The sequence below is a fragment of the Paeniglutamicibacter psychrophenolicus genome (assembly GCF_030812255.1).
GTDB classification, from domain to species: domain Bacteria; phylum Actinomycetota; class Actinomycetes; order Actinomycetales; family Micrococcaceae; genus Paeniglutamicibacter; species Paeniglutamicibacter psychrophenolicus_A.
The window spans coordinates 46,656-68,904 of sequence record NZ_JAUSSH010000004.1 but is presented as its reverse complement, the minus strand read 5'-3'; the positions used below and the strand labels follow the sequence as shown (position 1 = coordinate 68,904).

Below are 22,249 nucleotides of genomic sequence, written 5' to 3'. Positions count from 1 at the left end.
GAAACCACGGAAGAAGCCCGGGTCTTTTAGGCGCCCGGGAAATGAAGATTCATCGCGACCCATGCCAACACGTACAAGCGGTGGTTGGAGCGGTGCATCACCAGGGTAGGCGGATGGCCTGCCGGGGGTCGCGGAAGAGGCGGCGTGGTGCCGACTGTCTCAAGCGGGGCGAGTCACGGCCCGCATGGCATCGGCTGCCACCTGCTGGGGCGTGCCTGACCCGTCGACGATGTGCCAGCCCCTGGCCAGCGCAATCTCCAGGTAGGCCTCGCGCGACGAGCCCAAATACGCCATGGTCTCGCTGTCCTCCCCGCGCCGCAGGATCCGGGAGTATGCGACATCGGCAGGGACGTCGATCAGGACGATCGCATCCGGGCGCGGAAGCCGGGCCAGCATCCACGGCAAGACGACACCTTGGGGCAGTCCGCGGACGGAGCGCAGGACCAGTTGGCACGCCACGTGGCGATCCATGACGGTGGTTCCATGGAATCCGGCGGCACGGGTGTGGGCAATCAGGACATTGACGCACCGGACGACCGATTCAAGTCGATTCGCCCAAGCGGGTGTCAACGCCGTCCCGAACCGGGCTGCCACCCTGGTCATCCAACGGCGCCCGGCCGGGTTTCGCAACAGCTGGGCCCGGGCCCCGGAATTCCGGAGGGAAGCCACCAGTGCTGTTGCAGTGGTGGTTTTGCCTGCCCCGTCGATCCCCAGCAGCACGATCGTCCGGTGGCGCGACGAATCACCGGAAAGGGTGTCTGCGTCCCGAGGTTCCGGTCGGTCGGCAAGCGCAAGGCTTGTGGCCGTGCGGGAAGAAGGCAAGGGGCTCCGATGGTTGGTTCGGTGGGTTCTTTCTTTCAGTTCCAACGAACAACGCAACCGATTCGATGCCAGCATCGGCCTGTGTGTTTCCGGTTAATCGCAAAGACCGGACGGCACCAAGGGCGCGTTGCGCTATAGAACGTGGGAGGCGACGAGCTGCGAGAGCACACGCACGTCGACCTTGCCCTTGAACTCGAGGCGGACCTTGCCCAGACCGCTGAACCACAAATCAAGTTCGGCATCGAGGTCGAAGGTCCCGGCGGTTTCCACGGAGAACGCCTGGACCTTGGAATACGGCAACGAGGTGTAATCGCGCTTCTTGCCGGTGAGGCCCTGGATGTTCACCGCGACGAGCCGCTTGTTGGTGAAGACCACGTAGTCGCGAACGCCCTTGAAAGCGGCAAGCAGCTCCTCGCCCTGCACAAAGAGCGGAGTGACTTCACCCGCCACGTCGTTCGGGTTGCACGGGCTGAGCTTGAACACGGAGGCATTGTTGAAATCGATCATGACCCGACCCTACCCAGCCGGGGCGACAGGCCGGGAACGACCCGTTGCTACGCCCGGGCCAGCAGGTCCTCGCCCAGGCCTGCCCGCCGGTAGAAAACCTCGCGGCCGGCACGGATGGTGTCGGTGAGTCCCGAAGCCTCCAACACCTTCAGGTGCCCGTTCACTGTTCCTGCCGCAAGGTCCAGGGCGCAGGCCAACTGGGTGGTGGTCATCGGGAGGTCGAGCTGGGCCAGGATCGTCGCACGTGTGTGGCCGAGCAGCTTGGCCACGGGGGAGTCCTTCACCTGGCGGCTGTTCTCCCACAGCCGGCCAACCCCGCGCGGGGCGTAGGTGAGCGTGGGGACAAATGGTTCGACGTCCAGGACCAGGGTGCGCGGCCAGACGAATGCGCTGGGCACCAGGATCAGCCCGTTGCCCGGCGCGGCATGGTGCGAGCCATCGCAGTTCGCGGTGATCTCCAGTCCGTCGCGGGTGCGCCGCACGCTGGGGTGCAGGGTGTCGAAGACCTGGTGGATTCCGTGTTCTGCCAGCAGCGCCAGCCTGTAGTCCAGATCCGCAAGCAGCATGGCGCGCAGTCGGGGCCAAAAGGGTTCAAGAGCAGACTCCCAGTACCAGCGCAGGGCGTCGACGAGACGAGTGATTCCGGCTGTCGGTTCATCGCAGAAATCGCTGATCGTCTCCAGCCTGGTTTCGTCCCGCTCGACTGCCATCAGGTAGCTGAGGTCGCGGACCCAAAGCTCCGGCGGCACGGCGGCGACCGCCGTGAGCCCTGCCTCGAAGGTGTCCTGCCGCAGCGGGGTGGGCGTCAGGGAATCGGCAATGAACCCGGTGGGGCGGATCAATGTGGTGAGTAGTTTCAGGTGGTCTTGTTTCGCGGGGTCCCTCGAAGCCAGGATGCGCGAGGTCGCCTCCGTGATCCAGGGCCGGTGCAACCGGGTTCCGAGCTGCAGGGCACGCATGCTGGTGACGGTTTCCCACAGGGGCGAGACGGTGAAACGCACCCGGGTCAGGTCCTCGGCCGACAGTCTGATCTGCATGACACCGAGTCTAGGCTTGCGGCGGCGTCGAGGTAAGGATTCGGAAATGGCCGAATGGTGGTCAGGCGGTGCCGGTCGTTTCAGGCTTGATGCATGACTACTTCAACCGATGCCTTCAATGTCCAATCGGCCTTCGACAATCGTGCAGGTGCCCGCCATCTGGCCAGGAAACGCACCTCTCGGACGACTGCGGCGGCCCATGCGGCGCCGCGCCGTCGACTGGTCTTCGGCCCGCTATTGGTGTTCTCGCCACGCCAGGAGGAAATGCTGCGGGAAAACCGCGAACGTGTCTGGCTCGAACTCCACTCGGTGGTGGCCGGGCGGTTTTGACCAGCGGCATCGGTGCCGAAGAACTGCACCGTGTCCCCAGTGACCCAATGCCTCCCAACCCAAATCCAGACTCAATCGGTGTGAGGCCCGTCATAATGCTTTCGCTTGTTGACTAGGTCACATTTGAGACATAGCGTTCTATGGAAATTGATATATCAGTGAGCGGCGCACCTCTGGTGGCGTCGGCGAGAACCACGGGAGACAACAGCAACATGCCACAAAAATCCCCCACCCGGACGCATCTTGATACGACCGAAAAGGCGAGTTTCCTGCGCGTCCTCACCTATGCCGGGGCGATCGTCGCGTTCCTCATTGGCTCTGGGTTCGCCACCGGGCAGGAAATCCTGCAGTACTTCACCTCCTACGGATACTGGGGCGTCTTCGGCACCGGGTTGCTGGTCCTGGTGCTGATGACCTATGTGGCCGTCGAATTCTTCGTGGTCGGGCAGGCGAAGAAATTCGACCGGCCGTCACGGATCTTCCACTACTACTGCGGCAAGCATTTGGGGACCTTCTTCGACTACTTCTCGATCCTGTTCGTTTTCCTGAGCTTCACCGTGATGGTTGCCGGCGCCGGCGCCGTCTTCGAGGAGCACTACGGGATGTCGCGATACGTCGGCGGCATCGGACTGGCGGTGGTCGTGGGCGTCAGCGTGTGGTTTGGGCTGAAGTCCCTGGTCGATGTCATCGGGAAGATCGGTCCGGTGATCGTCGTGGTCGCCATCGCCCTCGGGCTGTTGGGAATCTTCCGCAACCCGGGCGGAATCGCGGAGGGCAACGCCCTGCTTTCGGGTCTTGACTTGACCCAGGCTTCCACGAACTGGTTCATGGCCGGCCTGTCCTACGTGGGTTTCTGCATGCTCTGGCTCGCGGCCTTCCTGACCGCGCTCGGCAAGACCGCACGCAACCGCAAGGAAGCGTCCTCCGGGGCCTTGGTCGGGTCGATCGCGTTTTCGGTGGCCTGCATCATTGTTGGCCTGGGCCTGCTGGCGAACATTGTGCGAGTCGGCGGGACCGAGATCCCGATGCTCGTGCTGGCCAAGGACGTGAGCCCGGTGCTTGCCGCCGGGATCTCCGTGATGATCCTCGCGGGCATCTACACGACCGCGGTGCCACTGCTGTGGACAGTCTCCTCGCGCTTCTTCGCGGACAAGACGCCGCGCTTCAAGTACCTGACCATCGCGCTGGCGGTGGTTGGCACCGTGATCGGCCTGGTCCTGCCGTTCTCCCAGATGGTCAACATCGTCTATGTCGTCAACGGCTACGTCGGGATCCTGCTGTTGGTCCTGATGCTGGTCAAGACCGGAACGCGTCTGGTGCGGCGTCAGCCGCTGTGACCCGGCGCGGCCGTCCGCTCCGGCATCAAGGTCGGCCGGCGTCCTTGGCGTATCGTGTCCGTCTCGAGTCGGTTGGGCTGGCCGCGCGGGCCGGGGCGGCCGGAGTGATCACCGTCGTGGTGCTCACCTCGGCGACCTCCAGCGCGAACTCGGGGATCTGTCGACCTCCCGCATGATCCACGGCTTGGCCAAGGAAGGCGACGGCCCCAAGGGCCTCGCGAGGCTCTCCCGCACCAAGGTTCCGCGCAATGAGCTGCTGTTCTCCTGCATGTTCCTGCTCTCCGGCGTGGCGCTGCTTTACGCCGAGGGCGGCGTGGCCGAGGCGTTTACCCTGGTCACCACCACCTCTGCCCTGTGCTTCATGTTCGTCTGGCCGATCATCCTCATCAGCTGCCTGGTCTACCGCAAGCGCCGCCCGCAGCTGCACGCGACCAGCAAGTTCAAGATGCCCGGCGGAACGTTCATGCCCTACGTGCTCCTCGCCTTCTTCGGCTTCATCCTTTGGGCGCTGGCCACGCAGGCCGACACCCTCGCCGCGCTGCGCTTCACCCCGCTCTGGTTTGTGGGACTGGGGATCGGCTACGCGATCCTGCACAGCAAGCCCAAGCACACCGAGCTACGGGCGCTGCATGAGGCCAAGGTTGTCCGGGAGCGCATGCTCGCAGCGTCGTTCAGTGCCGGCCCGGTCGCAGAAGCAGCGGTGCTGAAGGAACCCGCCGCGAAGTAGCATCGCGGCCCCGGCGTCATATGGCCGCGTGCCGGCCCGTCCCGGTTTCCGGGGCGGGGACGGGGTTCCAGGTCCTTCGGGTCTCGAGGTACCAGAAGTACAAGAAGAGTGCGATTTCGTACCATTCGACGAAGAAGACCGCCTGCCTGACCCCGAGCGCGGCCAACACGGCCCACGCCACCACGCCCAGCGCCATCAGGACCAGCAGCCCCGCATAGTGGCCTGCCCGCCCGCCGCTGGTGTCGGTGTCACCAAGCCTGCCGCTGCCCAGGTGGCTGGCGATCGCGATGCCCATGCTGGCGAGCAGGAGCAGGGCTGCGGCAAGGTGGACGCCGACGAAGTCCCTGCCTTCGAGCGTCCGCCACAGCAACAGCACCAGGAACCCCGCCAGCAGCAGCGTGCCTGCCACGGCCAGCCAACGTGTTTCCGTGCGTTGCAGCAATGAGCGCGGCGACCAACTGCGGGTCTTCCACTCCAGCCACCCGAATGCCACCGCCACGACCAGCACCGCAACCACGGAGACCTGGATGGATTGGATGAGCTCGCGTGCCGCGGCGGGGTCCAGGGTGCCAAGCGCCTGGCCCAGCCCGGCGGGGACGAGGGCCACGAACATCGCGTAGAAGCCGGCGAGGTTCAGCGCCTGGTCCTCCAAGGGCGGGCCCTTGTAGACGACCAGCAGCACGCCGGTGGACACCATCATCGCCACGAACAGGTTCCGGGCCGGGCCGATGTAGTAGGAGCTGATGGAGTCCCCGATGGCCCCGGTCCACCAGGCATACAGGGCGATGGCCACCAGGAGCAGCAGCGGAATGACCAGGAGCATCAGGCGCAGGTAACGCAGTGTGTCCAAGCCGTGGTTCTCGTCGACAGGAGTGTGCATGCCTGATTGTGCAACACCAAATACCCCACTGGCTAGGGCGGGCATGCGCCGGGGCGAAGCAGCGCCAGCCGGGTTGCGGGCGCAGCGCGAGGACAGGGCCGCCCGGGAGCGCATGCGTGCTGCGTCATTGAAGGGCCGGACGCGTCGTCGGGGAAGCGAAGCTGAAGGAGCCGGTCACCGGGTTGCAACAGAGGCGATCCGGTGCCGTCCAACGCGGGACGCCGTCGCGGGCAACGGCCTTGCCCCGGATCCACGTCCGGGTCTCTCTGGCGTTTGGGTACCGCACGGGCAATACTGGGTCCGAGCGGGTGTTTGGCTGCGTGAGCCCGCCGGCAAATGAAGGGAAGCACCATGACCCCCGGGAAACATGAACACGGCAAGGCAGGGGCATCCGCCGCGGAGCACGGACACCATGCCGGCGACGCGCGGCTGGCCGACGAAATCCGTGTCCACCACGCGAGCATGGTCGCGGAACTGGAGCGGATCACCGCCGCCCTGCGGGAAGCCGGGCCGGGGCATGAGGCTACCGCCCGCGATCAGGTCCAACGGTGGTACGCGGACGTCCTTGTCCCGCACGCCGACGAGGAAGAGGCCACCACCTACGCCGCGGCCGGGGAACTGGCCGAGGGCAGGCTGCTCATCGAGGGCATGGTCCAAGAGCATGTCCTGATCAAGCGTCTCGTCGGGCATTTTGGCCGGAGCGAGGGAGCAACCGCGGCCGCCTACGCCACCGCGGTCCTCGAGGCCTTCGAGAGCCACCAACGCAAGGAAAACGAGCTGATCCTTCCGCTGCTTGTGCATTCCCCGGCGGTCTCGCTCACCGAAGTCATGGGAGGCGGGCACGGCCACCAGCTGGACGGAGGCGACAAAGCCGCCGAGCACGGCGGGCACGCCCACCACTAGGTGCTTCCGGCATGGCCGTCGACGGGCGTTGGGCGCCGTTGGGTGGGCGGCCACGCCCGGTGGTGCACCGGCCGGTTCAACCCGGCACAGGCAGGCACCTTGGACCGGGCACTTGTCCCCGGAAGGCTCAGCGCCAGCCGAGCTGTGGCGCGACCTGGGTGAGGATCGCTTCGATCACGTGGGCGTTGTACTCGACGCCCAGCTGGTTCGGGACCGTGAGCAGCAGGGTGTCTGCCGCGGCGATGGCTTCGTCCTGCGCCAGCGTGGCGGCCAGCTCGTCTGGTTCCCCGGCGTAGGACCTGCCGAAGACCGCGCGCGTCTTCGCATCGATGTTGCCGACCTGGTCGGAGCTGTGGCGGTCGCGGCCGAAGTACTGCCAGTCGCGCTCGTCCGTCAGCGCGAAGATGCTGCGGCTGACCGAGACCCGCGGCTCGCGCTGGTGGCCCGCCTCCTTCCACGCCTGCCGGTAGAGCGCGATCTGCTCGGCCTGCTGGACGTGGAAGGGCTTGCCGGACTCGTCGTCCTTGAGTGTGGAGCTTTGCAGGTTCATGCCCAGCTTCGCGGCCCACACGGCCGTCGCATTGGAGCCGGAACCCCACCAGATGCGTTCGCGCAGGCCCTCCGAGTGCGGTTCCACGCGCAGCAGGCCCGGAGGGTTCGGGAACATCGGGCGCGGGCTCGGCTCCGCGAAGCCCTCGCCGGTGAGCACCTCGAGCAGGCGTTCGGTGTGCCGCCGGCCCATGTCCGCGTCGGACTGGCCCGCCGCGGGGGAGAAGCCGAAGTGGCGCCACCCGTCGATGACCTGCTCGGGCGAACCGCGGCTGATGCCCAACTGCAGCCGTCCGCCCGAGATCAGGTCGGCGGCGCCGGCGTCCTCCGCCATGTAGAGCGGGTTTTCGTAGCGCATGTCGATCACCCCGGTGCCGATCTCGATGCGGCTGGTCCGCGCCCCGATCGCTGCGAGCAGGGGGAACGGGGAGGCGTGCTGCTGGGCGAAGTGGTGGACACGGAAGTAGGCGCCGTCGGCGCCGAGCTCCTCGGCCGCCACCGCAAGGTCGATGGCCTGCAGCAGCGAGTCGGACGCGGTGCGCGTGGCCGAGGACGGGTGGTCGGTCCAGTGGCCGAATGACAGGAATCCGATGTTCTTCACACCGGTGGCCAACGCGCCGCCCGCCTGCGCTATTCCCGGCATGGCGGCGGGCGGGGCAGCACCGGCTTAGCGTCGCTCGGAGAGCCGCACGGCCAGCAGCGAACCGACGCTGAAGGCGAGGGTCGCGGCAAGCACCAGGAACAGCGGTACGGTCCAGGATCCGGTGGCGCCGTTCAGCCACCCGGCCAACGGCGGGGCGCAGGTCGCCGCGAGGTATCCGCTGCCCTGGATGCGGGCCGACGCGGTTGCCACGTCGGCATTGTTGTGGGCGACCCGGGGGATGATCGAGAAGATCGCCGTGAACCCGCCGCCCTGGGCCACCCCGCCGATGACGGCCCAGAGCACGAAGTACTCGGGGGCGGCAAGAAGTCCAATCGGCAGCGTGGCCCAGCACAGGGCGATGGCGGCCGTGGCGATCCAGAGTTTTGTGCGGGCGGCCAGCAGCGGAACGCCGAACGCCCCGACGACGGCCGCTATCTGGAAGAGGGAAGCCGTTGCGCCGGAGGAGGCCGGAGCCAGTCCGCGGGTGTCGGCCAGCAATAGGGGCAGCCAGGCGGTCGTGGCGTAGTAGGCGGCGGACTGGCCGCAGAAGGCCAGGACCAGCAGCCCGACGACGCGCCGGAAGCGGGTCCGCTCGGCCGAGCCGCGTGCGGTGGCGGCAAGTGCGCCGGGCCCGTCGGACAAGGCGGGGGCCGCGGGCGCCGGCGATGCCGCGGCCTCGCGGGGCGTGGGTGCAAAACGCCCGCGCCGTTGGCGCAGCAGCCAATAGGCCAGCCCTGCGGCGGTCACCACGCCCCACGCCGCGATCGCCCAGCGCCAGCCGACGAGGGCAGCCAGCGGCGCGGTGCCCAGCAGCGTGGCCATGGAGCCGATGTTCATGGTGGCCGAATAGGCGCCGGTGGCGGCGGAGATCCGGTTGAACGGGACATCCCGGCGGATCAGCACGGGGACGGCGATGTTCCCCAGGGTCATGGCCGCACCGATCAACACGGTTCCGGCCAGCACCACCGGTGCCGGTCCGATCGAGCGGATGACGGTTCCGGCCAGCACCCCGGCCAGGCACAGGATGATGGTGGCCTCGGGGCCGAAGCGGCGGATGCTTCGGGTGGCCAGCGGTGTGGCGAGCGCAAACAGCAGCACCGGCAACCCGGTCAGCAGCCCGGCCCCGACCGCGCTGAGCCCGGTGCCGGCGGTGATGTCGGGGATCACCGCGGTGGGGGCGATGATCGGAGCACGCAGGCTCAAGGCCACGACCACGATGCCGGCGATGACCCATGGCAGGGTCGTGCGCGGTGAAGGACGGGGATGCGTGGCGGGCTCCTCTGAATCGCGGAGGTGGAGCGCAAAGTGGTGCGCATGGTGCTGCCGCCAGCCTATCGGAGCCCGGTGCCGGTCATGCCGGATTGTTGGAAAGGCCACGAAATTCACCGTAACAAACATCAGACGTCTAATGTTTAACCATGAATTCAGAGAGCACCCGCCAACCGTCCGCCCCGCCGCAGGCCCTGGAGGATGTCGCCGGCGAAATGGTGGCGGCGGAGGCCGCGGTGGGTGCCCCGGTGTCGGGAACGGCCCCCGCAAGGTGGAATCGCTGGTTTTCCGCGGCCTTGGCCGTGGCGGCCGTGGTGCTGGTGGGCCTGAACCTGCGCGCCGGGATCGCCTCCGCGGCGCCGCTCTTCCACGACCTTGAGGACCTGCTGGGGTACGGCACGCTGGTGGCCTCGCTGCTGCCGACCATCCCGGTGTTGTGCTTCGCCTTCGCCGGGGCGGGGACCGCCTGGCTGGTCAAGCGCACCGGACTCGAACGGGCCATCGGCGTGGCCCTGCTGCTGCTCACCCTGGGCCTGGCCGTGCGCGCCTTCGAATCCACTTGGCTGCTGCTGGCCGGCACCGTGCTTGGCATGTCCGGGCTGGCCATCTGCAACGTGGCCATGCCCTCCTTCATCCGCGAACACCACCCGCACCGGACCGCATCCATGACCGCCACCTACACCGTCACCATGTCGGTGGGTGCGACCAGCGCCGCGGCCTTCAGCGTGCCGATTGCCGCGCGGCTGGGCTCCCCGACCCTCGGGCTGGCCGCCTGGGCGGTTCCCGCCGCACTGGCGCTGCTGGTGTTCCTGCCGCTGGCCATCCGGGGGAGCCGCACGGACGGACCCGCGGGGCCGCACGTTTCCCCGTGGCCGATGCTTGCCACGCGCAAGGGCCTGCTGTTCACCTCGGTCTTCGCCGTGCAGGCATTGCTGGTCTACACCCTGCTGAGCTGGTTGCCGCACATCCTCATCTCGCGCGGCTCCGACCCCGCCACCGCCGGCTTCATGCTGGGCCTGGTCCAGGCCGTCAGCATTCCGACGGTCCTGCTCTTGCTGTGGATGGCCTCGAAACCACGGCTCTTGCGCCCCGCCTTCATCCTGACCTGCGGGTCCGCCGTCGCCGGATTCACTGCCCTGCTGCTGCTCCCGGTCGAATTCTCCGTGATCCCCGCGGTGCTCACCGGACTGGGGCTGGGCATCTTCCCGCTGTTGATGCTGATGATCAGCCGCAGCGGCGAGAGCGCGGCGGAAACGACGGCCCTGTCGACCTTGGCCCAGTCCGTCGGGTACCTGGTCGCCGCCGCAGGCCCGTTCGGGCTTGGCCTGTTGCAGGGCGTCCTGGGGTCCTGGACGGTTCCGCTGGTCATCCTCGTCGGGGTCACCCTGGTCCAGTTCTTCCTGGGATACCGGCTCGGCGGAATCGGACGGAAGCAAGGCACCCCGGTGGAGGTGCGGGCATGAGCACCCCCGGGGCGAGGCTTCCACTGGCCGACGAGGTGGTTGCCCGGCTGCGCGAGGCCGTCGCGTCGGGCCGCTGGGCCGTGGGAACGAAAATCCCTTCCGAACCCGAACTCATCGCCGAATTCGGTGTCTCCCGCGGGACCCTGCGCGAAGCGGTCAAGGCGCTGGCCCACGCCGGCTTGTTCGAAGTGCTGCGCGGCGACGGGACGTACGTGCGGGCCACCAGCGAAATCAGCGGCACCGCCCAGCGGGTCTATCGCGAGCACGCGGACGAGGACGTGCTTCAGGTGCGCTTCGCCCTGGATACGCAGGCCGCCCGGCTTGCCGCCGGCGCGGCAGATGCCGCGGTGGTCGGCCTCCTGCGCGCGCTGCTGGTGCGCCGGCGCGAAAGCTGGGAAGCCGGGGACTACGAGGCATGGTCGGCCGCGGACTGGGAATTCCACCTGCGCGTCGCCGAGGCTTCCGAGAACACGCTGTTGCACGAACTCTACGAGAGCTTCGGGGACGTCTTCCACGGGACGAAGATGGTGCAGCGGCTCGAAGCCGGCTTTGACGGTTGCCTGGCCGCCGGGCACGAGGAGCTGCTCGAGGCGATCGAGGCAGGGGACGGCGACGCCGCCGTGCGCACCGTCATCGCGAACCTCGACTATTGCATGGGCTGGATGCCCGGGCGATAGCCGCAGGCACGGCGGCGACCGGCAGCTATCCGTGTTCACCCGAATTGGTGTTGTTCGTTGTCAGCGCTCGCCGTTTGCTGCTTCAGGTTCCCGTCCAGGGCCGACTGTTGCCCCGGATCGTTTTTCCGGACGTCCAGAAAATTGGGGCCGTGGCTGCCGGAATAGACTCGAGGCATGCCGATACTAAACAAGGACATGACCCTCTGCATTTCGCTGGCGGCGCGGCCCAGCAACAACGGGACGCTGTTCCACAACCACCTCTACGACCAGCTGGGACTGAACTGGATCTACAAGGCTTTCGCCCCAACCGACCTGACCCAGGCCATCTCCGGCATTCGTGGTCTGGGCATCCGCGGTGCCGCAGTATCCATGCCCTACAAGGAAGCGGTGATCCCGCTCGTAGACCACTTGGCCCCGTCGGCGGCAGCCATCGAGTCGGTGAGCACCATCGTCAATGACAACGGGATCCTCACCGCCCACAACACCGACTACTCGGCGGTCGTTGAACTGTTGGGGACCCACAACGTTTCCCCTGCCCTGCGGACCGTGGTCAGGGGCTCCGGCGGGATGGCCAAGGCAGTGGTGGCGGCGCTGGCGCACTCCGGGTTTGGCGACGTCGTGGTGGTGGCCCGCAACGAGGCGGCAGGACGGAATCTGGCCGAGACCTACGGCTTCACGTGGGCGACGGAAACCACCGAAGACGCGGAATTGTTGGTCAATGTCACACCCATCGGCATGGCGGGCGGCGCGGAGGCGGACCAGATGCCGTTCTCGCAGGAGCACGTGGCCACCGCGGAGGTGGTGTTTGACGTGGTTGCCGTCCCGACGGACACGCCGTTGGTTCGCGCGGCACGCACTGCGGGAAAGCCGGTCGTGACAGGCGCCGATGTTGCAACATTGCAGGCCGTGGAGCAATTCGTGCTCTACACGGGCATCCGGCCCACCACCGAACAGATCCGCGCGGCACGCGCATTCATGCTGGCGCCGACACCTCGCGCCTGACGCCGGAGCTGGCGGGCCGGGAACCTCGGTAACGGGGACTGGGCAAAACACCGGAAACCGCCGCGGTGGTTATCGCGGGGTTGCGCGATTCGCGTGTCGGCGGGTCCATGCGGCATGGCCGATCGTCGCGGCGATTGTCAGCACCACGCTGGCCAGCAGGCCGAATCCGAAGATGGCGGCATAGGAACCTGCCTCGGCCAGTGTTGCCGTGGCGAAGTTTCCCAGCGAGCCGCCCAGGAACAGCGATGCGGCGAACAGCGATACCGTCGTCGCGCGGGCCTGCGGTGCCACGTCCGTGGCCCAGCCCTGCATGGACGAGTGCATGACCGCGTTGGCCACGCCTATCAGGGTCGCCGTCACGGTGACCACCGCCGGGACCGGCCAGAGCATGGAGATCCCGCAGGCCAGCGCCAACACCGCGCCGCCGGCACAGATCAGCCGGGTCCGGGAGAAGCGATGCACCAGGGCCTTCATCGCCCGTGCCCCGGCAATCACCCCGACGGCATAGCCGGTGGCCAACAGCCCGGCCAATCCGATCCCCACGCCGGCGTGCTGCAGCGCCGGCACGATGTAGGTCAGGGCGCCGAGCAACACCGTGCCTTCCAGCAAGGCAATGGCATAGAGTCCAACCACGGCGCGAGTGAAGGCCCTCCGCAGCCGGAACCGGCCGCGCACCGCCGGAGGTGCTTCCACCCTTGTCAGCGCAACCAGTATTGCCGCGGCCCCGAGGGCTGGAAGCCCGAAGACCAACCGCCAATCCACAAAGGTTGCAATGGCTCCGGCACCCAACGTGGCCAGGGTTGCCCCGAGTGAGGAATAGATCTGCAGGTCCGAGAGTCCCCGTGCGCGGTCGGTCCCCTTGCGGGTGTCGCCCAGCAGCGTCAGCAGGGTCGGATAGAGCGCGCCGAACATGAAACCGGTGAATGAACGGACCACGAGCAACGGCAGGTATGCCATGAACAGGGTGCTCGTGACGGCTCCGACCGCGGCCCCGGCCAGCGCCAGCCGCAGCACCGCTAGCCGGCCGAATCGGTCGCTGAGCAAGCCCCAGAGCGGTTGCCCGAGCGCGTAGAACAGCGAATAGGCGGCAACCAGCTGGACTGCCTGGGCCAGGGTGAGTTCGGTGACCGTGGCCAGGACGATGAGCATCGGCGGGGTGGCGAAGCGGTCAAAAAATGCCAGGAAGCCGATGGACCTGAGCACCGGGTCGGGTATCGTCCCGGCCTCGACAGCGGATTCCTTGGCCACGTATGCGCTCGCCACCTTCCCCACTCGTTCCCTTGCTATATGTAACCAGACGGGTGAAGCAGGGGATGCCTTCGTGACGAGTCGAGGAAAACACCAAGCGCAGGAAACCACTAAGGTGGATTCCTGCGCTTGGGTTGATCGAATATGACAGGGATTCCGTAGATCGGATTCCTGGCCGCGCTCTCAGCGTCCGAGCAACCGGCCCAGAAAACGGCGAACCCCGCCGCGGGAGCCCAAATGTCCCTCGAGCTCCCAAGGGCCCGCGGCCTCGTCGGACAACCGGCCGTCCTCGCCGTAAAGCAGGTGCTCGGTACCAGGACCAGGGATCTGGGCACCGGCGAGATTCGGAAGGCCGGGGCTTGACGCCGAACCGTGCAGGGATGCCGGTCCCATCCGTGACGTCCTGCCCTGGACGCTTTCCGGGCGGGGGAATATCTTTTTCATCGTCATCACCGGGTCCTTTGTCGGTACCTCAATTCTAGTTTTCTTCCCCGGCCCGGGGCAGGAAATCCGACAACATCTTTTGGCTGTCGACGTGCACGTTCCCGGGCCCCGCATCCGATGCACCTGCCTGGCCCCGTCCACCTTGGTGTCGAAAGGTCAAGGTTTCTTGCGGTTGATGACGCGGTGCCCCTGGCGAATATCCGCCGGGGTAGGACCCGGGGCGCGGGAAATGCCCCATGTGACCCCACGTGACCGTAGCTGGTCCTCATATGACGGACGGGTTCCGCCGGATCATGTCGGCTGCTTGAATCAAGGGGTACCCATCCAGAGCGGCCGAGAGACCTGGCTTGTCGACGCCGCAGCAAGTCCACTCGGCAATGAGTGGATAGTGCTTCCGCCAGGATCGATGGAGATCGCGCAACTCCCCCTTCGGCCGGCAGTGCAGTGCCCGCTGGGAGGCGTTCAAGTCGAATTCCATCCCCAGCGCCGAAGGTGCCTGTAGGTTCGCGCCTCACACCGGAATCCCAACCATTTCGATCGATTTGCCGACACGACCAGGAGCCCCCCATGACCACGACTTCCCTGAACCGCAGCCGGCTCGAGCTGCTCTCGGCACGCTTCGCACCGCTCTTCGAAGAGATTGCCGCCGGTGCCTCGGAGCGCGACAGCAGCCACTCGCTTCCCCGCGAACAGGTGGCGGCGCTGGCCGCTGCCGGGTTCGGCGCGGTGCGCGTGCCCGAATCCCACGGCGGGGCCGGGGCCACGCTGCCCGAGCTCTTTGAGCTGCTGACCGAACTCGCGGCAGCGGACCCCAACATCACCCAGGCGCTGCGCGCGCACTTCGCCTTCGTGGAGGACCGGCTCGTTGCCGCACCCGGCGCGGAACGCGACATCTGGCTGGCGCGCTTCGCCGCCGGCGAGCTGGTCGGCAACTCCTGGACCGAGATCGGGACCGTCACCGTGGGCGAGGTGAACACCAAGGTCAGCCCGGACGGCAAAGGCGGGTTCGTGGTCAACGGGACCAAGTACTACTCGACCGGGTCGATCTACGCCGACTGGATCGACACCTACGCCCAGCGCACCGACACCGGAACCAGGGTCATTGCGGCGATCAACGCCCACCAGCCCGGCGTGCAGCTCGCGGACGACTGGGACGGATTCGGCCAGCGCACCACCGGCACCGGAACCTCCACGTTCACCGATGCCGTCGTGACCGCCGGGAACCTCATCGAGTTCGACACCCGGTTCAAGTACCAGACGGCGTTCTACCAGGAGGTGCTGCTGGCGGTGCTGGCCGGAACGGCGCGCGCCGTCGAACGCGAGTTCGCCGCGGAGCTTGCCGCGCGCAAGCGCACCTTCAGCCACGCGGCCGCCGAGGTGGCGGGGCAGGACCCGCAGTTGCTGCAAATCGTCGGCGAAGTGTCCGCCGCGGCATTCGTCGCTTCCGGAGCGGTGGAACGCGTGGCCGCTTCCCTGCAGCGTGCCTACGAAACCGCCGTCGGGATCCACACCGGGGATGTCACCGAACAGGAGGACGAGGCAGCCAACGATGCCGCGGAACTTGCCTCGGCACAGGCCCAGGTGGCGCTCACCCCGCTGGTGCTGCACGCGGTGACCCACGCCTTTGACGCGCTGGCCGCCTCGGCCACCAGCACCACCAAGAACCTGGACCGGCACTGGCGCAACGCCCGCACGGCCGGCAACCACAACCCCTGGGTCTACAAGGCCAGGCTGGTCGGGGACCACGCGGTCAACGGTGCGGCGCTGCCGCGGGTATGGGCCATCGGGGCGTCGAAAAAGGCGTAGTCGGGCGGCGGGTCTTCGGGCTTAGCGCGACCAGTTGTAGGGCGTGGTTGTCGAGACCTTGAACAGGCCGGAGCGTTCCAGGATGGGCCTGGAATACTCCGTCGAATCGCTGTGGACCAGCGTCTTGCCCGCCGCCAGCGCCGAGCGCGCCCGGGCCGCCGTCAACGCACGGTAGATGCCGCGCCCGCGGTAAGCCGCGAGGGTGGCACCGCCCCAGATGCCCGCGAAGTCGGTGTTCGGCACGGGCTCGAGCCGGCCGGCACCGACCATGCGCCCGTCGGTTTCGGCGACCCACAGCTCCATGCCGTCGTTGCGCGCCAGGCGCGAGATGAGTGCTTCGGCAAGCCGGGTCTCGGCGGGGTCGCCGAAGGCTTCCTGGGCCATCGCGCCCATGGCGCGGACATCGGCATCGCTGCTGATCCGCCGCAACGACACCCCTGCGGGCATGGGGACATCGGTGCACAGGCTCTCGAGGGCCCCGATCATGATCGACTCGGGCTCGTCGGGCAGGAAGCCGTGCGCCAGCAACGCCTCGTGCAACCCCGGGGCGCGGTCGTGGCCGCGGCTCTTCCACTCGACGCGGGTGATCTCGGGATCGGCGCGGAAGTGGTCCAGCACCCGGCCAACGAGTGCCGCGATGCGGCGCCCGTCCAGGTCCCCCAGATCGCGGTAGGTGATGAAACCGCGCCCGCCGGCAAAGGTCACCAATCGCAGGGGGCCCAGCAGGTCGACCCGGATCGCGCTGGGTGTCTCGGCGTCCGTGCGGAGCTGGTCGTCGTAGGCTTCGAGGTATTTCGCAAGTGCGGTCACCGGTTTCATGCTGTCAGTGCGGAAAGGCCGCCGCAACCCCCTCCAGGGTCCGTACGGCGGTCCGACATCCGGTTTCAGGCTTTCTGCACCGGCCGCTTCCCCGAAATTGCCAGGATGCGTGGCATCCGCCGCAGGAACCGTCCGTCCATCGCGCGGAAGCCGGACGCATTCGGGTGGCTCGCGGAAAGCCGTTCCGGCAGGTGGCCCGCGACAAGAATTGCACGAAACCCGTCTTTTGGGGTTTCCACCCTCTCCCGATCGGGCAAAGTACTGGGAAGATCTCCACTTCTTCGCGTACCCTGAAAAAGTGAGCACCCCCACATGGAACCGGCCCGCAGCGCCGGAAAAGAGCATCCTGTCCCCGGAAGACGCCGAAGAGCTGGACATCATTTCCCTGGGCCGGCGGATTCGCCATCTGCGCAAGGCCAAGGCGATGACCCTCGACGATCTCTCGGCGGCCGTGGGAACGGCGCCGAGCCAGCTCTCGCTGATGGAAAACGGGAAGCGCGAACCCAAGCTGAGCATGCTCAAGTCGCTGGCTTCGGTCTTCGGCGTGGGGCTCGAGGAACTGCTCGGGGCCGAGCCGCCCACCAAGCGGGCGGCCCTGGAAATCGAACTCGAGCGGGCCCAGCGCGGCCCGCTCTACCAGGCGCTGGGGTTGCCCAAGGTGCGCATTTCCTCGCGGCTGCCCATGGACGTGCTCGAGTCCCTGGTCGGGTTGCAGGGCGAGCTGGAACGCCGGCTCAACGAGCAATCCGCAACGCCCGAGGAAGCCCGGCGCGCCAATGCCGAGCTGCGCGGGGAAATGCGCGAGCGCAACAACTACTACCCGGAGATCGAGAAGGAAGCGGCCAAGGTGCTCAAGGCCATCGGCCATGCCACCGGACCGCTCTCGCACCACGAGGTCGCGGACATCGCCTCGCACCTGGGATTCTCGCTGCACAACGTCTCGGACCTGCCGCACTCCACCCGCTCGGTCACCGACCTGAAGAACATGCGGGTCTACCTCACCCAGTCCCAGCGTTCCGAGCACTCGACCCGCTCGGTGCTGCTGCAGGCGTTCGGGCACCACGTGCTGGGCCACGCCACCCCGGGCGACTACGCCGAGTTCCTGCGCCAGCGCGTGGCCACCAACTACTTCGCAGCCTCCCTGATGATGCCGGAAAAGGCCACGGTGGAATTCCTGCAGCGCGCCAAGAGTGCCCGCGAGCTCGCGGTCGAGGACATCCGGGACGCCTTCGCGGTGTCCTATGAGACCGCGGCCCACCGCTTCACCAACCTGGCCACCGAGCACCTGGGAATCACGGTGCACTTCCAGAAGGTGCACGAGTCCGGCATCATCCACAAGGCCTACGAGAACGACGGGGTGAACTTCCCGATGGACCACATCGGCGCCATCGAGGGCCAGTCGGTCTGCCGGCACTGGACCAGCCGCGAGGTCTTCGACGTGGCCGACCAGTTCAGCGCCTACAACCAATACACCGACACGGTCGCCGGCACGTTCTGGTGCACCGCGCGGACCGAGCGATCCACCACCGGGAAGTTCTCGCTGAGCATCGGGGTGCCGTACGTGCACGTGAAGTGGTTCCGCGGGCGCGACACCACCGAGCGCTCCATCTCCACCTGCCCGGACGAATCGTGCTGCCGGCGCCCGCCGCTGGAACTCCAGAAGCAATGGGCCGGGCAGGCCTGGCCCAGCGCCCGTGCCCAGACCCACCTGCTGGCCGCCATGCCGCAGGGTGCCTTCCCCGGCGTGGACGAGACCGAGGTGTATTCCTTCCTGGCCCAGCACTCCGGCGACAAGTAGTGCACTGCGTCACACAATCGTCATGCTTTCCGCCCGCCGGGCATTGCTGGTAGGTATGGGGAGCACGCAGCACCGCCTGCCGAACTCCCACCGAAGGGGCCACTGAAATGAAGTATGTCGTCGGATGCCTTGCGGACAAGCGCGGCCGCGAGGCGATCTCGCTGGCCCTGGCCCTGTCCAAATCGCTGGCCGCGCCGACGCAAGCCGAACTGGAGCTGGTCCACATCATCCGCGGGGCCGCGCCCGAGGACGCGGGATCGCACAGCGAGCGCGTCTACCAGCAGTTCCTGCAGCAGTCCGCGCAGAAGTGGATGGACCGCGCGCTGGCCCTGGTCCCCTCGAGCATGACCGCGCGCACCCACATCCGCTTTGCCGACTCGATGGCCGAGGGGCTGCTCGAGGCCGTCTCCGCGTTCAAGGCGGACCTGGTGGTGGTGGGCGCGGCCAGCCACGGGCCGTTCCGGCGCTTCACCGTCGGATCCGTGGCCAACGCGCTGCTGCATTCCTCCCCGGTGCCCGTGGCCCTGGCGCCTTCCGGGTACCTGCCGCCGCGGGAAATCACCCGGATCACCTGCGCCCTGGGAACCCGCACGGGAGCCGACTCGGTGCTGGAGGTCGCCGTGGATTCCGCCGCGATCCGCCACGTGCCGCTGCGGCTGATCTCCCTGGTGGCCCTGGACGGGGATCCAGGCCATGCCGACGCAGGGCGGTGGGCCCGCGCACATGCCGCCGCGACGCTGGAACGCGCCATCGAAGGGGTGCGGGCCCGCACCATTGTCACCGCCGACGTGGCGCAGGGGAAATCCACGGAGGCGGCCATCGAATCCCTGGACTGGGACGAGTCGGAAATCGTGATGATCGGCTCCTCCCGCCTGGCCGAACGCAGCCGGATCTTCCTGGGATCCACCGCCAACAAGATGCTGCGCGCGTTGCCGGTGCCCATGGTCGTGGTTCCGCGCTTCCACGTCCCGGTCCCGGCGGCTGGCCGGCCGGGACGCATCTAGGGCCGCGCCCGGACCATCCATGACGCCACCGAACCCGCACCTCCCCCCGTCGCGCCACGGGCTGGTCCGCGCCCCGATCGCGGTCAGCTCGGATTCCGGGGAGCCGCTGTACCGGCAGCTGCGCCAGGCCCTGGAGCACCAGATCCTCTCCGGCTCGCTGGTGCCCAACCTGCCGCTGCCCTCCTCCCGGGAACTGGCCCGGGAACTGGGACTCTCGCGCAACACCGTGAACGCCGCCTACCAGGAAATGCTCGCGTCGGGCATCATCGAGTCCCACTCGCGGCGCGGCTACTTCATCAACACCCAGATGCTGCGCAAGGCGGCCCCGGAGTCCGCCGCGGCTCCTGCCGCGGGCTCGACGGTGGACTGGTCCCGGCACATCCGTCCCCGCCAGGACGCCGGGATGCCCGAGATCACCAAGGTCCGCGACTGGTCCAGCTACCCCTACCCGTTCGTGGCCGGGCAGGTCGACGAGCGCGACTTCCCGCGGCTGGGCTGGTCCCGGGCACTGCGCGACGCACTGGACCCGCCGCACCTGTTCTACTCGCTGCGCGACTCCGTCGACGAGGACGACCCGTTCCTGGTCGAGGTCCTGTGCAAGCACGTGCTTCCTGCCCGCGGCATCCTGGCCCGGCCCGAGAACATCCTCATCACCGCCGGCTCCCAGCAGGGCCTGGACCTGCTGGCGCAAACCATGATGGGCACCAACACCCTGGTGGGCGTCGAAAACCCCGGGTACGTCGATGCGCGGCACACCTTTGCCCGCACCGGGGCGACGCTGCGCCCGCTGGAGGTGGACGAGCACGGGCTGGTCCCGACCGCATCCCTGGGCGAGCTGGATTTGCTCTACCTGACCCCCAGCCACCACAGCCCCACCAACGTCACGCTCTCGGGGTCCCGGCGCCGGCAGATCCTCGACGGCACCCGGGAAACCGGGGCGCTGGTCATCGAGGACGACTACGACTCCGAGTTCCGCTACCGCGGCAAGCCCACCCCGGCGCTCAAGGCGCTGCCGGACTCCGAGCACGTCATCTATCTGGGCTCCTTCACCAAGTTCCTGGCCCCGGGGCTGCGCATGGGCTACCTGGTGGCCGAGGCCGAGCTGGTCACCGAGCTGCGCAACCAGCGCCGCTACAAGATCCGCCACATCCCCGGCCACCCGCAGCGGGCCATGGCCCTGCTGATCGAATCCGGGCAGTACCACCGCACGATCTCCCGGCGCCGCACCCAGCTGGCGCGCAAGTGGCAGGTGCTCGTCGAGGCACTGGAGGAGTTCGTGCCGTGGACGATCACCGCGCCCCCGGGCGGGGTGAGCATCTGGATCCGCGGGCCCGAGGGGCTGGACTGCGTCGCGCTGGCGGCCGCGGCACTGGAGGCCGGGATCGTGATCGAGCGCGGGGACGTGTTCTTCGACGACCCCGAAGCCAACCGCAACCACTTCCGCCTGGGCTTCGCCGCGATTTCCCTCGAGGCCATCCGCCCCGGCATCAAGGAACTGGGCCGGGTCATCGCCGCCCTGCCTGCGCGGTAACGCGCCGCACCGCGGTGGACCCAAGGAAGCGCCCCCGATCTGGATCTGGGCCGGGCGCCGAAGGTGAAGAACAGTTGAACCCAACGGCGCCGAAGCGCACCCACGACGAAGGAGTCCATGCCATGAACCGGTCAAGCACGCTCAAGAACACCGCCGCATCCGCTTACCGCAACGACGAGGGGTTCGTGCCGCAACGCGCGGCCTACATCGAGACCGCCGCGATCACCGCCAACGTGCGGGCCCTGCGCGAGGTCGCGAAGGGCGCCAAGGTCCTGGCCGTGCTCAAGGCCGACGGCTACGGACACGGCATCGTGCCCGCGGCCCGGGCCGCGTTGGAGGGCGGCGCCGACTACCTGGGCACCGCGGTGCTCGAGGAGGCCTTCGCGGTGCGCGCGGCCGGGATCACCGCCCCGCTCTTCTCCTGGCTGTCGGCACCCGGTGCACCCTACGGCCGGGCGATCGCCGAGGACATCGAGCTGGCCGCCTACTCGCTGGGCCAGCTGCGGGAAATCGCGGATGCCGGGCAACAGGTCGGCGCCGTGCCGCGGATCCACCTGAAGATCGACACCGGGATGTGGCGCGGCGGGGCAACGCCCGGGGACTGGCCCGGGCTCTGTGCCGCGGCCCGGGAGCTCGAAACCGAAGGCAGGATCCGGGTGCTGGGCATCTGGTCCCACCTGGCCTGCGCGGACGAGCCGGGACACCCATCGCTTCCCGCGCAGCTGGAGGTCTTCCGGCAGGCGATCGCCACGGCCCGCGCCCTGGGGCTGGAGCCGACGCTGTGCCACATCGCCAACTCCGCCGCGACCCTGGCGAGCCCCGAGGCGCACTTCGACATGGTCCGCCCCGGCCTGGCCGTCTACGGGGTGAACCCGCTGGCCGAGGCTGACCGCGGGAACGGTCCCGCGTTGCGCCCGGCCATGAGCCTGGGCGCGGCGGTCGTGCAAACCAAGCGCGCTCCGGCCGGCGCCGGGGTTTCCTACGGGCACACCGAATCCACCGCACGGCAGACCACGCTGGCGGTGGTGCCGCTGGGCTACGCCGACGGGGTCTTCCGCAGTGCCAGCTCCGCGGGCCCGGTGCTCATCGGCAACCGGGCCTACCGGGTGCTGGGCCGGGTCTGCATGGACCAGTTCGTGGTTGACGTGGGCGATGACGATGTCGCGGCCGGGGATGCGGCACTGCTTTTTGGCCCCGGGGACTCCGGGGAACCGCACGTGGAGGCGTGGGCCGCGGCCGCCGGGACCATTCCCTACGAGGTGCTGACCCGCATCGGGTCCAGGGTGCCACGGATCTACCTGTAGGTAGGTAACTGGTACCTAAAAAGGGACGCCAATTTGGGTCTGGGAAAGGGCCCAGCATACGGGCAGAGTGATACACACCACAGCAAGCCATGTGTGGCGAGGACCGCAGCGAGGTTGCTGCCGGTCCTGTCAGGAAAACTTTGAATGGA

General features: G+C 67.9%; 20 protein-coding genes. 12 read left to right on the top strand and 8 right to left on the bottom strand.

Annotation, left to right across the window (positions count from 1 at the left end):
- Positions 1–159: 159 nt before the first annotated feature.
- The 3 genes from J2T21_RS07750 to J2T21_RS07740 are packed head-to-tail and all read right to left on the bottom strand — an operon-like array spanning position 160 to position 2,366.
- Positions 160–897: a dTMP kinase gene (locus tag J2T21_RS07750; protein ID WP_307580179.1), complete on the bottom strand. Its 738-nt coding sequence runs from the start codon at positions 895–897 to the stop codon at positions 160–162.
- Between the two features lie 57 nt (positions 898–954).
- Complete coding sequence (locus J2T21_RS07745; protein ID WP_307580177.1) at positions 955–1,329, bottom strand: PH domain-containing protein; 375 nt, start codon at positions 1,327–1,329, stop codon at positions 955–957.
- A 47-nt stretch (positions 1,330–1,376) separates the two neighbouring features.
- Complete coding sequence (locus tag J2T21_RS07740; RefSeq protein WP_307580175.1) at positions 1,377–2,366, bottom strand: ArsR/SmtB family transcription factor; 990 nt, start codon at positions 2,364–2,366, stop codon at positions 1,377–1,379.
- A 93-nt stretch (positions 2,367–2,459) separates the two neighbouring features.
- On the opposite strand from J2T21_RS07740, the gene J2T21_RS07735 reads away from it, so the two are divergent.
- From J2T21_RS07735 to J2T21_RS07725, 3 genes are all read left to right on the top strand, one after another.
- Positions 2,460–2,696, top strand: coding sequence for a hypothetical protein (locus J2T21_RS07735; RefSeq protein ID WP_307580173.1), 237 nt, complete (start codon positions 2,460–2,462; stop codon positions 2,694–2,696).
- A 212-nt stretch (positions 2,697–2,908) separates the two neighbouring features.
- On the top strand, positions 2,909–4,033 hold the full coding sequence (locus J2T21_RS07730; RefSeq protein ID WP_307580171.1) for a YkvI family membrane protein: 1,125 nt from the start codon (positions 2,909–2,911) through the stop codon (positions 4,031–4,033).
- Positions 4,034–4,205: 172 nt separating this feature from the next.
- Complete coding sequence (locus tag J2T21_RS07725) at positions 4,206–4,760, top strand: amino acid permease (RefSeq protein WP_307580169.1); 555 nt, start codon at positions 4,206–4,208, stop codon at positions 4,758–4,760.
- A 16-nt stretch (positions 4,761–4,776) separates the two neighbouring features.
- Here the strand turns inward: J2T21_RS07725 and J2T21_RS07720 are convergent, their stop codons facing one another.
- Positions 4,777–5,610 (bottom strand): hypothetical protein, encoded by an 834-nt coding sequence (locus J2T21_RS07720; protein WP_307580167.1) that lies wholly within the window; start codon positions 5,608–5,610, stop codon positions 4,777–4,779.
- A gap of 381 nt (positions 5,611–5,991) precedes the next feature.
- Here J2T21_RS07720 and J2T21_RS07715 point away from each other — a divergent pair, with 381 nt between their 5' ends.
- On the top strand, positions 5,992–6,543 hold the full coding sequence (locus tag J2T21_RS07715; protein WP_307580165.1) for a hemerythrin domain-containing protein: 552 nt from the start codon (positions 5,992–5,994) through the stop codon (positions 6,541–6,543).
- A 127-nt stretch (positions 6,544–6,670) separates the two neighbouring features.
- Here J2T21_RS07715 and J2T21_RS07710 read toward each other — a convergent pair whose 3' ends face one another.
- The gene (locus J2T21_RS07710; RefSeq protein ID WP_307580162.1) at positions 6,671–7,693 is read right to left on the bottom strand and encodes an LLM class flavin-dependent oxidoreductase; all 1,023 of its coding nucleotides are present in this window, start codon (positions 7,691–7,693) and stop codon (positions 6,671–6,673) included.
- A 66-nt stretch (positions 7,694–7,759) separates the two neighbouring features.
- Positions 7,760–8,944, bottom strand: a complete 1,185-nt coding sequence (locus J2T21_RS07705) for an MFS transporter (RefSeq protein WP_307580490.1) — start codon at positions 8,942–8,944, stop codon at positions 7,760–7,762.
- Between the two features lie 209 nt (positions 8,945–9,153).
- On the opposite strand from J2T21_RS07705, the gene J2T21_RS07700 reads away from it, so the two are divergent.
- The 3 genes from J2T21_RS07700 (at position 9,154) to J2T21_RS07690 (ending at position 12,146) form a co-directional block, all read left to right on the top strand.
- Positions 9,154–10,467, top strand: coding sequence for an MFS transporter (locus tag J2T21_RS07700; RefSeq protein WP_307580160.1), 1,314 nt, complete (start codon positions 9,154–9,156; stop codon positions 10,465–10,467).
- Positions 10,464–11,144 carry a FadR/GntR family transcriptional regulator gene (locus J2T21_RS07695; RefSeq protein ID WP_307580157.1) on the top strand — a complete coding sequence of 227 codons (681 nt, stop codon included), beginning with the start codon at positions 10,464–10,466 and terminating at the stop codon, positions 11,142–11,144. Before J2T21_RS07700 ends, J2T21_RS07695 begins: the two co-directional genes overlap by 4 nt.
- A gap of 174 nt (positions 11,145–11,318) precedes the next feature.
- Positions 11,319–12,146 (top strand): shikimate 5-dehydrogenase, encoded by an 828-nt coding sequence (locus J2T21_RS07690; RefSeq protein ID WP_307580155.1) that lies wholly within the window; start codon positions 11,319–11,321, stop codon positions 12,144–12,146.
- A 69-nt stretch (positions 12,147–12,215) separates the two neighbouring features.
- Here J2T21_RS07690 and J2T21_RS07685 read toward each other — a convergent pair whose 3' ends face one another.
- On the bottom strand, positions 12,216–13,409 hold the full coding sequence (locus J2T21_RS07685) for an MFS transporter (protein WP_307580153.1): 1,194 nt from the start codon (positions 13,407–13,409) through the stop codon (positions 12,216–12,218).
- Positions 13,410–14,405: 996 nt separating this feature from the next.
- Here J2T21_RS07685 and J2T21_RS07680 point away from each other — a divergent pair.
- Positions 14,406–15,644, top strand: coding sequence for an acyl-CoA dehydrogenase family protein (locus tag J2T21_RS07680; protein WP_307580150.1), 1,239 nt, complete (start codon positions 14,406–14,408; stop codon positions 15,642–15,644).
- A 21-nt stretch (positions 15,645–15,665) separates the two neighbouring features.
- Here J2T21_RS07680 and J2T21_RS07675 read toward each other — a convergent pair whose 3' ends face one another.
- Positions 15,666–16,463: a GNAT family N-acetyltransferase gene (locus J2T21_RS07675; protein WP_307580148.1), complete on the bottom strand. Its 798-nt coding sequence runs from the start codon at positions 16,461–16,463 to the stop codon at positions 15,666–15,668.
- Positions 16,464–16,761: 298 nt separating this feature from the next.
- Here J2T21_RS07675 and J2T21_RS07670 point away from each other — a divergent pair, with 298 nt between their 5' ends.
- The 4 genes from J2T21_RS07670 to alr all read left to right on the top strand — a co-directional run bounded on the left by J2T21_RS07670 (position 16,762) and on the right by alr (position 22,100).
- Complete coding sequence (locus tag J2T21_RS07670) at positions 16,762–18,261, top strand: helix-turn-helix transcriptional regulator (protein ID WP_307580146.1); 1,500 nt, start codon at positions 16,762–16,764, stop codon at positions 18,259–18,261.
- 107 nt (positions 18,262–18,368) lie between these two features.
- Positions 18,369–19,265: a universal stress protein gene (locus J2T21_RS07665; protein ID WP_307580144.1), complete on the top strand. Its 897-nt coding sequence runs from the start codon at positions 18,369–18,371 to the stop codon at positions 19,263–19,265.
- A gap of 19 nt (positions 19,266–19,284) precedes the next feature.
- A complete protein-coding gene (gene pdxR / locus J2T21_RS07660; RefSeq protein WP_307580142.1) occupies positions 19,285–20,796 on the top strand; it encodes a MocR-like pyridoxine biosynthesis transcription factor PdxR in 1,512 nt (503 codons plus the stop codon).
- A gap of 122 nt (positions 20,797–20,918) precedes the next feature.
- Positions 20,919–22,100, top strand: coding sequence for an alanine racemase (gene alr, locus J2T21_RS07655; protein WP_307580140.1), 1,182 nt, complete (start codon positions 20,919–20,921; stop codon positions 22,098–22,100).
- Positions 22,101–22,249: the final 149 nt, after the last annotated feature.